This window comes from Spongiibacter sp. C9W (assembly GCF_057370015.1).
Window position 1 is genome coordinate 2,404,661 of the sequence record NZ_CM170672.1, and the last position, 11,645, is coordinate 2,416,305.

10 protein-coding genes are annotated in these 11,645 nt (G+C 58.4%); 6 read left to right on the forward strand and 4 right to left on the reverse strand.

What is annotated here, in order from left to right; genetic code table 11:
* Positions 1 to 161 precede the first annotated feature (161 nt).
* On the forward strand, positions 162 to 1,763 hold the full coding sequence (locus AC2Q8J_RS11495) for a thrombospondin type 3 repeat-containing protein (RefSeq protein WP_486451322.1): 1,602 nt from the start codon (positions 162 to 164) through the stop codon (positions 1,761 to 1,763).
* 58 nt (positions 1,764 to 1,821) lie between these two features.
* Complete coding sequence (locus tag AC2Q8J_RS11500) at positions 1,822 to 2,493, forward strand: hypothetical protein (protein ID WP_486451323.1); 672 nt, start codon at positions 1,822 to 1,824, stop codon at positions 2,491 to 2,493.
* A gap of 21 nt (positions 2,494 to 2,514) precedes the next feature.
* On the opposite strand, the gene AC2Q8J_RS11505 is transcribed toward AC2Q8J_RS11500, so the two are convergent.
* Positions 2,515 to 3,258 (reverse strand): pteridine reductase, encoded by a 744-nt coding sequence (locus tag AC2Q8J_RS11505; RefSeq protein WP_486451324.1) that lies wholly within the window; start codon positions 3,256 to 3,258, stop codon positions 2,515 to 2,517.
* A 108-nt stretch (positions 3,259 to 3,366) separates the two neighbouring features.
* Between AC2Q8J_RS11505 and AC2Q8J_RS11510 the strand changes: the two genes are divergently transcribed.
* The 4 genes from AC2Q8J_RS11510 (at position 3,367) to ybaK (ending at position 8,291) form a co-directional block, all read left to right on the forward strand.
* Positions 3,367 to 4,137 carry a TerC family protein gene (locus tag AC2Q8J_RS11510; RefSeq protein ID WP_486451325.1) on the forward strand — a complete coding sequence of 257 codons (771 nt, stop codon included), beginning with the start codon at positions 3,367 to 3,369 and terminating at the stop codon, positions 4,135 to 4,137.
* A gap of 94 nt (positions 4,138 to 4,231) precedes the next feature.
* Entirely contained in the window at positions 4,232 to 6,367 is a 2,136-nt protein-coding gene (locus AC2Q8J_RS11515; protein WP_486451326.1) for a TonB-dependent receptor, read from the forward strand.
* Positions 6,367 to 7,767, forward strand: coding sequence for a PepSY domain-containing protein (locus tag AC2Q8J_RS11520; protein WP_486451327.1), 1,401 nt, complete (start codon positions 6,367 to 6,369; stop codon positions 7,765 to 7,767). Before AC2Q8J_RS11515 ends, AC2Q8J_RS11520 begins: the two co-directional genes overlap by 1 nt.
* Positions 7,768 to 7,826: 59 nt before the next feature.
* Complete coding sequence (gene ybaK / locus AC2Q8J_RS11525) at positions 7,827 to 8,291, forward strand: Cys-tRNA(Pro) deacylase (RefSeq protein WP_204997139.1); 465 nt, start codon at positions 7,827 to 7,829, stop codon at positions 8,289 to 8,291.
* On the opposite strand, the gene argE is transcribed toward ybaK, so the two are convergent.
* The 3 genes from argE to AC2Q8J_RS11540 form a co-directional block, all read right to left on the reverse strand.
* Positions 8,256 to 9,443 carry an acetylornithine deacetylase gene (argE, locus tag AC2Q8J_RS11530; RefSeq protein WP_289083590.1) on the reverse strand — a complete coding sequence of 396 codons (1,188 nt, stop codon included), beginning with the start codon at positions 9,441 to 9,443 and terminating at the stop codon, positions 8,256 to 8,258. The genes ybaK and argE overlap by 36 nt on opposite strands.
* A 137-nt stretch (positions 9,444 to 9,580) precedes the next feature.
* Positions 9,581 to 10,846 (reverse strand): inorganic phosphate transporter, encoded by a 1,266-nt coding sequence (locus AC2Q8J_RS11535; RefSeq protein ID WP_204997141.1) that lies wholly within the window; start codon positions 10,844 to 10,846, stop codon positions 9,581 to 9,583.
* A gap of 32 nt (positions 10,847 to 10,878) precedes the next feature.
* Entirely contained in the window at positions 10,879 to 11,556 is a 678-nt protein-coding gene (locus AC2Q8J_RS11540) for a TIGR00153 family protein (RefSeq protein WP_486451328.1), read from the reverse strand.
* Positions 11,557 to 11,645: the final 89 nt, after the last annotated feature.

An 11,645-nucleotide genomic window follows, 5' to 3' on the forward strand; every position in this document is an offset into this window, starting at 1 on the left:
CAAGCTCCACTGACAGATATGGGGTCGACTGGTTTTTAAGCTTTTCGGTGTAATCCGTTTGGCTATGAATGGCACTTGGGGCGTAGGTCCACAGGTGGCTGGAAATCCGCAACCCACAGCAAATGTGGGCCTGATATGACGATTGGTAAAGGCGAAATACCATGAGCAGATACAAACTGAAATTGAGCGCGGCGACGGCCTGCTGTGCGGTGCTAGTCGCATGTGGCGGAGGAGGGGGGTCTGGCTCCGGCTCATCGTCGGGCATTGCTTTGACCGGCAGTCCGGTGAAAGGGCCGATGGCTAACGCCGAGGTTAGGGCTTACCGCTTCGCGGCCGATGAGAGCCACTATCAGGGCGATGTCTTGGATGCTGGCAGTACCGATGACCAAGCGGAGATTACTGGCTTGGCCGTCGCCAATAGCCACAGCGGCCCGATTCTGCTGGAGATTCGCGCTGTCAGTGGCACTGTAGATCTTGCCTCCGGGGTGGCGCCGGTGCTTACGGTATTTCGCACTGTTCTCGCCGATACGGAAGCGCTGCAGAGCCCAGTCTACCCTTCGCCGTTGACCACTTTGGCGTACGACTTAGCAGTCGCCAATGCTGATACCCTAGCCTACGGAGGCAATGCCGACGGCGTCGTCAGCGAGGCTGAGTTTGTCGCTGGTTTTGAGTGGGCGTCACGGCAGGTGGTAAGTACATTAGGCTTTGGGTTGGATACGGATACTGACCTCAATAGCACCGCGCCCATGCTCACTGCGCAGACAGTCGATTCGACCTCCCAGGCCAAGGCAGCATCTTACCGAACAGCCATCGAGGCCTTGAGCGCCATTGTGGTGAATATGCGCGCCACGGCCGTTGCCAACAACAGTGTCAGTACCGTTAGTACTGACCAGATGCTGGCGGGCTTGGTACAGGACCTTAGTGATGGCGAGCTTGATGGACAGCAGGCTGGTCAGGCGATAGCCGCATTTAGCGATGTGCCCGACGTAGTGGCTGAAATTACTGTGGATCCGTCAAGCTTACTGATACCCGGTACGTCGACGTCGGTTGTTGATGTCGAGAGCATTTTGATCAGCGAGCGCAGCGCCACAGGCGTCAATGTTGACAGTAGTGCACTGGAAAGTGGTGGCGATGCCAATCGAGATCCGGAGCCTGCCAATACGGTTCCGGATACGGATGGAGATGGCATCGCCGACGATGATGACAACTGTCCTCTTGTGGCTAACGGTGACCAAGCTGACCTGGATGCAGATCAGCAGGGCGATGTCTGCGACGATGACCGCGATGGTGATGGCGTGATTAATGCGGACGACGCTTTTCCTGATGACCGCACAGAAGCGGTTGATACTGACGACGACGGCACCGGTAACAATGCCGACACGGATGATGACGGTGATGGCGTTGCCGATGCGAATGATGCCTTCCCACTGGATAGTACTGAGAGTGTTGACACCGACGGGGATGGAGTTGGTAACAATGCCGATTCAGATGACGACGGTGACGGTGTTGCCGATGCTGATGATGCTTTTCCCTTGGATCGCAATGAATCCGTCGACAGCGACGGGGATGGCACCGGAGACAACAGCGATATCGACCGCGACGGTGACGGCATCGAAAACGAGATTGATAACTGCCCAAATGCTGCCAACGAAGATCAAGCCGACAGTGACGGGGACAATATCGGTGATATCTGCGATGACGACAATGGTCTGCCGCAGGCCCAGTGGGACGGTTTTAATTGGGATCAGGCCGTGTGGCAGTAGCAAGTGCCGCCAACAATATTACTTATAACGGATTACCTAAATTTAAAAGGTGGATACCATGAAAAAATTACTGACTACAAGTGCTGCCATACTACTCACCGTGCCGATGGCGATGGCCGGTACGGTGGGCTCCAGTGATATAACAACTTTTGAAAGTGGTACGGCCGCAAGGGCCGCTGATGTTAATGCGACTATCTCGGCACTGGTTGCGGCGATCAATGATAATGCTGATCGATTGACGGCGCTGGAGCAGGCAACACCGGATAATTCAGTGGTCGGTAATAGCTACCAGTTACTGAGTATTAATAGCTCGATTGCGGCGGGAGGTGTGCCCCCGGAAGGCTCGTTCAATGCTCATGCCTTTACCAATGTCAGCAACGGTAGCTTGAAGGCGACAATCAGTTTTTCTGAGGGTGGCAGCGCTAATTTTTCGATCGCCGCTGGTGACGATGCAGAATATGAAGTGAATATTCCCGACAACAAACTGCGCAACTATTCTGATGAGCCAGCTGAGAGCCAGACTGTGACATACGTGCAAAATGGCAGCGTTGTTGTAGTCAGCTTCCCTGAGGATGGCACGGTATTCGATGTTGAGTTCCTCGTTAGTGGCGATGGCTCACTGCTGACATCGGCAAATAAAGAGTATGATGCAAACGCGTCATTTGATGATGGCTCTTCAGGTGAGCTCGCCTTCGTCGAACTAATTATCGGCACCCGCACTGGAAATTGATCTGAGCATCGGCGCAGCCTGTCATATCGAGATGCTGCGCCCGCCATCAACGGCAATAATCTGGCCGTTGATATAGCTATCGCTTTGGAGCAAAAACCAGACTGTGCCGGCAATATCTGCGGCGCTCCCCCAGCGTTGCAATGGCACGCGCTCACTCACATTTCGCTGTTCGATCTCACCAAAGGCATCGCTGGCTACCGGCGGCAATATTGCGCCGGGGGCAATGCCATTCACGCGTACGTCCGGTGCCAGCTCCACCGCCAGTGATCGCGTCATCATTGCCAAGCCAGCCTTGGCAATACTGTAGACCGGGTGGCCCTGCAGGGGTTTGTCGCCGTAGATATCGACAATATTCACAATGGCGCCGCGGTGCTTGCGCAGCGCCGGAGCCAGCGCCTGGCTGAGAAAGAATGCGCCTTTGACATTGCTACCCAGCAGACTGTCCCAGTCGGCCTCGCTTACCTCGCCCAGCGCCGTCGGGTAAAACCCCGAAGCATTGTTGACTAAGGCATCCAGCCGCTGCCATTGCGCGAGGGCGTCGCTGGCCAGGCGCTCCACGTCGGTGATCTTTTCCAGATCGGCGTACAGCATAACGGCCGAGTCGCTTCGCTGCTGATTGAGCTCTTCGAGCAGGGCCGTGCCAGCGGCGCTTTCGCGGCGGCAGTGAATAATCACGCGGTAGCCCTGCGTGTGCAGTTTGCGACAAATGGTTGCGCCTATGCGCTGACTGGCACCGGTAATCAGTGCGACGGGGGGCGGGTTCATAAGCTCTCCGGCGGGGTTGGCGCGGAATTATCGCAAGTCACGGCGCGCTTTATAAGGATTTTGTTGCGGAATCTCCACTGTGTATTTGCGCCTCGCGGATGTCGCGCTATGCTCAGCGTTTTCCCATTGCGAGTATTGATCATGTTTGAGTGGATCGCGAGCCCCGAGGCCTGGGTTGCCCTGGCATCACTCGTTGCACTGGAGATCGTGCTGGGTATCGACAATATTATTTTTATCTCGATCCTGGTGGGTCGACTGCCGGCGGCGCAGCGTGAGAAAGCGCGTCGCCTGGGCTTGGCTCTGGCAATGTTGGCGCGCTTGGGGCTGTTGTTTAGTTTGGTTTGGATTATGGGCCTGATTGAGCCCTTGTTTGTGGCGTTCGGGCAAGAGATATCGGGGCGCGATATCATTCTGGTGGTCGGCGGCTTATTTCTGCTGGCGAAGTCCACCCACGAGATTCATGCAAGTCTGGAGATTAGCGACGAAACCAGCACGGCGCCGGTGTCGGCCAGTTTTGCGTCGGTGATGGTGCAGATCGCGATGCTGGATATGGTGTTCTCGCTGGACTCGGTGGTCACCGCCGTGGGCCTGGTCGACCACATTTCCGTGATGGTGATCGCCATTGTGGTGTCGGTGGCGGTAATGCTGTTTGCGGCAAAACCCATCGGCAATTTTGTCGACAGTCACCCCACTATCAAAATGCTCGCCTTATCATTTTTGCTGATGATTGGCCTGACGCTGATGGCCGAGGGCCTCGATGTTCACGTTCCCAAAGGCTATATCTATTTTGCGATGGCGTTTTCCTTTGCAGTGGAAATACTCAATATTCGCGTGCGCAAACGCAGTCAGATCGCCTTGAGCAAGCGCCTGAGCGAATAGCTGCCGGTGGGACGGGCCTGCGACAATTGGTCGCATTTCGGCAAACCCTGTAGATAACTAGAATGTTCGCCTTTTTACGCACTTGGGGCGAACTATGTCATCTCGTTTACCTGCCGGCCTGCTGACACTGCTGGCGGCGCTATCTAGTCAATGGGCGGCGGCGGAGCACAGCAAGCTCGAAACCGTATTGGTTACCGCCACTCGCGAGGCGCGTCAGCTGCAGGATGTCGCCGCCAGTGTTGGTGTCCTTGGTCAAGACGAGTTGGAAGCGGTAAACCCCGGCCACTCGGCCGAGCTATTAAATCGCATTCCGGGTGTCAATATTGTTCAGCTGGGCTCCAGTGGTGAGAGCGCTGCCGCGGCGATCCGTCAGCCTGTGTCCTACGGCCCGGTTTACCTCTATTTGGAGAACGGCGTGCCCACTCGCAGCGCGGGTTTCTTCAATCACAATGCCTTGTATGAGGTGAACACCGCACTGGGTAACGGTGTGGAGGTGATCAAGGGGCCGGGGTCGGCGCTTTACGGTTCCGACGCAATAGGCGCCGTCATCAACAGCCTGGTGGGGCAGCCGCCGTCGCATGACCGGGCGAGTGTGAGTGTGGAGGCGGGCGAGCACGACTGGCTGCGCGCGCAGTTGCGCACGGCCAGTGTAGGCGACGAGAACAGCTACACCCTCAGCGCCTCGCTGAGCCACAACGGCGGCTGGCGCGACAACACCGATAGCGAGCGTCAGGAGTTGGTGGCGTCGTGGTATCGTCAGCTCGGCGAGCGTTGGACGGTGAACACCGTGGCCAGTGGCAGCGTGATCAATATGGCGACCGGCGGTTCGGGGCTGCGCTACGATGACTTTCGCAACGACCCGCAGCAGGCGGGAAACACCATCGGCTTTCGCGACGTAAAGGCCTTCCGTCTCTCCAGCGCTTTTGAAAAAACGACGCATAAGGGGCTGTTGAGCCTGACACCCTACCTGCGCAGCAACCAGTTGGAATATATCGCGACGTGGACGCTGAACACCGGCCGCGTGCAGCCACCACCGCCGTGGTGCCCCAGTTGCCCCGCGGCGCTGGATTCGCAGGACGCGCATATCAACCAGAGTGGCCACGATTCTCTCGGCCTGCTCGCCAAGTTTCGGCGCGACTTTGCCGAAAGCAGTTTCTACATTGCCGGGGTGGATATCGACGTCAGTCGCGGCGACACCCGCCAGAACTATATCGAACGCAGCGACAACGATCCCGGTAATTACTGGCAGAGTTATCGTCGCGCCGGCAGGCTCTATGATTTTACGGTCGACTTCACCTCGGTATCGCCCTATGTGCATATAGAGCACCAGCTCTCTTCACGCCTGCGCGCCACGGCGGGGCTGCGTTACGACGCTATTCGCTATGACTACCGCGACCATTTATCCGGCCCGGACACGCCGCTTCATTTGCGCCCCCGTGACCAGGCCATCGACTTTGAACACCTGAGCCCGAAACTGGGGCTGATCTACGACATCAACGAGCGCCTAAACGCCTATCTGGCCTACCGCCATGCCTTTCGTATTCCCTCGGCCGGGCAGCTCTTTCGCAGTGGCAGTACGCAGGACTCAGCCGCTCTGGAGCCGGTGAAAGCCGACAGTATTGAAGTGGGGCTGCGAGGGGAGTGGGGGAATCGCGGCAGCTTTGAAATCAGCCTTTACGATATGCGCAAGGAAGACGATATCCTCAGCATTCAAGACACCGGCGCGGGCGCGCGACGCAATACCAACGCCGGTGAAACCCGCCACCGCGGTATTGAACTGGGCGTGGCTCAGCGGCTGGGCAGCAGCCTGGATGTGAGCGTGGCATACAGCCGCAACCAACATGAATATCGCGACTGGGTCGACCGCAGTGGCGACTTCAGCGGCAACGACATGCCCGATGCCCCGCGCAGCTTCGCCAATATCCGGCTCAACTACCACCCGCTGGCGCTCAAGGGCGGCTATCTGGAAGTGGAGTGGTCCCATCAGGGCCCGCACTGGTTGGATGAGGCCAACGGGGACGACGGCAATGCCAATGACCGCGACCGCTACAAGGGCCATGCGCTCTTAAATCTGCGCGCAGAATACCCGCTCAGTGACACCCTGAGTGTGTATGGCCGCGTGCTCAACGTCGACGACCGTCGCTACGCGGAAACCACCAGCAAGTGGGGGCCGAGCTATACACCTGGACGCCCCCGCACAGCGATACTCGGTGTGAAGGTGGATTGGTAATGGCGATGACACGCACCGCGCTGGTCGGCCTGCTGTTGCGCTGGCACATGCGGCTGGGGGCACTGGTCTCCGCCGGTATTATTGCCTGGGGGTTGAGTGGTCTCGCCCACCCCATTATTTCTCGCCTGCAGCCGGTCGCCGATCAACATCGCTACCCCCTGAATGCAATGTCGGGTAGTGAACTGCTGAGTCCGGCCGACGCCTTGCAGCGCGCCGGTATTGCCGCGCCCGTTACGGCGCTGCGACTGGTTGACTGGGGTCAGGGCGCGCAGTATCGCGTGGCCCTCGCGGGGCAGGTTTTGTGGCTCGACGCCCGCAGCGCGGCGCTGCTGCCGCACGCCGAACAGGCCTATGCAACGCAGCTGGCACGGCACTTTAGCGGCGACCAGGCCAGCCCGGTGGCGCAGCTGACGGAGCAGCGGCAGTTCAGTGAAGACTACCTGTTTATCAATCGCTTGCTGCCGGTGCAGCGCGTTGCCTTTGCGCGCGATGACGCACTGCGGGTGTATGTCGACACTGCCAGCGGGCGTCTGGCCGCGATGGTCGATGCCAATAAGGCGGCGGGGTCGGCACTGTTTCGCAATCTGCACAACTGGGTGTTTATCCCCAGTGAGCAGCTGCGACACGGGGCGATGCTGGTGTTTCTGTTCGGCGGCATTGTCGTCGGTGTAATGGGCGCTGGCCAATATGTTATGCAGGCGAGGTCGGGCCGCGGTTGGCGCAAGGGCAGCGCGGCGCGAACCTGGCACCGTCGCCTGGGCATCGTGGTGGCGTTAACAACGGTGACCTTCAGCGTCAGTGGCGCATGGCACCTGCTGCAAAAACACAACCCGGCGCCGAGCCACGCAACGCCGAGCGTCGCCTTTTCACCCAGTGCATTGTTGCTGGACTGGGGCCTGATTGGCGATGGCATTCGCCAGGCCGAATTGGTTGCGGTGCAGGGCCAGCCCTATTTTCGCGTATGGCAGTCCGGTAAACTCAGCTATGTGCATGCTGCCAGCAGTCAGGAGCTCGCCGGTGGTGAGGCGCAGCACGCCCGAGAGCTTGCCCGCTATTATTCCGGCAATGCCGAATTGGGCGAAGCAGTGTGGATTACACGCTTTGAAGGCGAGTATGGCTTCATCAATAAGCGCCTGCCGGTGGTGGCTTTCGAGAATCTGCAAAATGGCGATCGCTATTATGTTGAGCCTCGCAGTGGCGTGTTGGCCGCCCATGTTCGCGATAGCGACCGGGCCGAAGGCTGGAGCTTTGCGTGGCTACATAAATGGCATTTTCTCGACGGCTTGGGGCGCGATGCACGCGATGCGGTGGCGGCGCTTTTCGCCTTGGGCATTGCCGCCAGTTTTGCGCTCGGTGTCTTCCTGTACTGCCGGCGACTGCGTCAGGGCAAACCGGGCTGATGCTACCCGGCCGCCCGAGTGCGGCGCTATACTCATGCTTTTGTTTGTGAGGCCTTCCCGTGACTCCGGCTATTGAACTCGCACGCAAGGCGGGTATTCGCCACTGCGTTCACGAATATCAACACGACCCCAGTGCCGCATCGTATGGCTTAGAAGCGGCGGACAAGCTGGGTTTACCGCCCGAGCGGGTGTTTAAAACGCTGGTGGCCGCGCTCGCCACCGGCGAATTGGTGGTCGCCGTGGTGCCTGTTGCCGCCATGTTGAACATGAAAAAACTGGCCAAGGCAGCCGGGGCCAAAAAGGCGGCGATGGCGGAGGCGAAAGCGGTGGAGCGCAGTTCTGGTTACGTGCTCGGTGGGGTAAGCCCGCTGGGACAGAAAAAAGCGCTGCGCAGTTTTGTCGACGAGTCTGCCGCAGATTTACCGTCCATATACATCAGTGCCGGGCGTCGGGGGTTAGAAATCGAGTTGGCCGCCGACGACCTGCTGTCACTCTGCCGAGGGTGTTACGCGCCCCTCTGTTGAGGCCGGCGGCGCAAGGCAAAAGCGTGTAACCAAATTCTGAATTAACGCCACGGTGGGCTGTATCTGGTCGTGAGCAATAAATTCATCGGGCTGGTGGGCCTGGTCGATAGAGCCGGGCCCCATGACGATGGTTTGCAAACCCAGCTGCTGGAAGAATGGCGCTTCTGTCGCGAAGTTGACCACATCGGCGCTCTGCCCCGTGAGTTGTTCTGCAACCTTCACCAGCTCCGAGTCTGCAGGCTGTTCAAAGGCATCTACCCCGCCGATCAGTGAGCGCAAACCAATATTGATTTTGCGGCGCTCTGCAATGGGGCTGAGGTGTTGCTGAATGCGTTGGCGAACCTCGTCGGTATCCATGCCGGGAATTGCGCGAATATCAAAATGCAGCTCGCATTGCCCGCAAATACGGTTGGGGTTGTCGCCGCCGTGAATGCAGCCCAGGTTCATGGTGGGTGTGGGTACCGCGAAGCCGGGGTGGTGGTATTTCTCTTGCAGCTCGCCGCGCAGGTTCAGCAGTTCGCCAATCACTTCGTGCATGGCCTCCAGGGCGCTGTTGCCCAATAGCGGGTTCGAGCTATGGCCGCTGCGCCCGGTAATGGTAATGCCTTCCATTAATATGCCTTTGTGCGCGCGTATCGGTTTTAGCCCGGTAGGCTCGCCCACTACCGCGTAGCGCGCGCCCGAGATATCACTCTGCACCAGCGCGCGGGCACCGTCCATGCTGCTTTCCTCATCGGCGGTTGCCAGAATAATCAGCGGCGCTTTGAAGTCGTGGCTCAGCAAGCTACTCACGGCCTCAATCACCAGGGCAAAGAAGCCCTTCATGTCGGCGGTGCCCAAACCGTAAAAACGGTTGTCGCGATCGCTCAGTGCAAACGGGTCGGACTGCCAGCGCGCATCGTCATAGGGCACCGTGTCGCTGTGCCCGGCCAGCACTAAACCGCCACTGCCGCTGCCATAGCTGGCAATCAGATTGGCTTTGCCCGGTGTGGCCAGCGGCATAACGCGCACCTCGAAACCGAGGGGGCGCAACCAGTTGGCCAGCTGCTCGATCACAGCTTGATTGCCCATATCCCACTTTTCGCTTGTGGCGCTGATCGACGGCAGCGCGATGAGCTCGCGAAGCATATTTACCAATGGCGGGTGTTTCATGGTGTGGTTTGCACTCAACGGCAGTAAAGCCACCATTGTAGGCAGGAAAATGGGCAGCGAATAGGGTGTGAGGGGGGAATCGGTTCAGCCACCACTGCCCAGCGCTATGGCCTCGGCAGTGGCGGCGAAGCGCTGGCTTAACCCAGCGTGGCTTTGAAAATGAAGAAGAAAATAATGGCCAGGCCGGCACCCGCGGGCAGGGTCACGATCCACGACATGAAGATATTGCGGATCACGCGCAGATTCAGCGCCGCAATACCGCGCGCCAAGCCTACGCCCAACACGGCACCCACCAGTGTGTGAGTGGTTGAGATGGGCAGGCCGGTGGCCGATGCCAGCACAACGGTTGAGGCTGCACCCAGCTCGGCCGCAAAGCCGCGGCTCGGGGTCAGCTCGGTGATCTTGGTACCGACGGTGGCGATAACCTTGAAGCCGTAGGTCGCCAGACCGAACACAATACCGCCAGCACCCAGCAGCAATACCCACCAGGGCAGGGCTGCTTTTGCGGCGATTTCGCCGCCGGACTGAATAACGCTAACCACCGCTGCGACCGGCCCGATGGCGTTGGCCACATCGTTGGAGCCGTGGGCAAAGGCCATGGCGCAGGCAGTGAATACCATGAGTACCGCAAAGACACGCTCGACGCTGGCAAAGCGCGAATGGCCAGTCGGGTCGGGCTCGTCCTTAATGCGGCGCAGGAACAGGTTGCCGATAAAGGTAATGATCAGGCCCGCTACGGCGGCGTACATCAGGCTTTGGCCAAAGGTCAGGCCCAAACCAATATGCTTGAGGCCTTTCACCATGGTGACCATGGAGATCATGAAACCGACCAAGAACAGGTAGTAGGGGATGTAGCGTTTCGCAGCTTCGAACGGCTTTTCGGCGCGCAAGATCAGGCTTTGCGCGCTGATAAACAGCCCGAAGGAAATTGTCCCCGCGAGCACCGGAGATACCACCCAGCTGGCGACAATTTGTCCGACTTTGCCCCAGGCGACGGCGTCGACATCAATACCCACGGCGGCAAAACCGACCAGTGCGCCAACAATGGAGTGGGTGGTGGAAACCGGCCAGCCCATTAAGCTGGCAACCAGCAGCCAGGTGCCAGCGGCAAGTAGCGCCGATAACATGCCGTAGACGAGTAATTCGGGACTGTCGGCGACATAGGCGGGGTCGAGTATGCCCTTGCGAATAGTCTGGGTGACTTCGCCACCGGCCAGGTAGGCACCGCAGAATTCAAACAGCATGGCGATAAGAATCGCCTGTTTAATGGTCAGCGCCTTGGCGCCAACCGAGGTACCCATCGCGTTGGCCACGTCGTTGGCACCAACGCCCCAGGCCATGAAAAATCCAAAGAGGCAGGCGAGAATCAGCAGCAGTTGCCCGTGTTCAGCAATGATAGACATGAGTCTTCCTTAAATACGTGTGAAACCCTTGCTTAGCGGGCAATAATGATTTGCAGGCGTGAGCCGACTTTTTGTGACTTGTCCGATAGCTCGCCGATCAACTCAATAATTTTGTAGAGGAACATGGCGTCCACCGGCGGCAATTCGCGCTCAATGCCGTAGAGGCTGGCGCGAATTTTGACTTGCAGTTGGTCGGCCTCGTATTCCAGTCGGTCGAGCTCCTCGATCATTTTCTCAACCAGTTTTACCTCGTGGCCGCGAAAACCGGTTTCCAGCAGTTCATCCAGCTCTTCGATGGCCTTCTTGGCCTGCGACGATGTGGCAATGGCCAGGTCGACGTAGCTGCGCATATCGTCGACAAGTGATGCCGGAATCTCCATGCGGCGACCGAGCATCAGGCCTGCGATATCTTTGGCGCAGTTGGCAATGCGGTCTTGCATGCTGATTAATTCGAGAAGGTCGGAGCGGGGAACGGGGAGGAAAAGATTGCTGGGGAGGTTGAGGCGGATTTGCTTCTTGATCAGGTCTGCCTCGTGCTCCAGCTTAACAATTTGCTGCTGAGCGGTTTCGGCGCCTTGCCAGTCTTTGTCGATAACCGCATTAATAAATGGCTGCAAGGCTATCGCACAGGCCTCGGCTTTCTTAATATGCTCCTGTATGGGTTCAAAGGGTGACTTACCAAACAGGTTGTTTAGCTTATTTAAGGGCACGTTAAGGCTCCTATACGCACATGAGTAGTTGAGTGGCGGCGATTATACGGACGCAGTGTCGCCCCCTCCAGTTTTTTGCACGGTAGCCT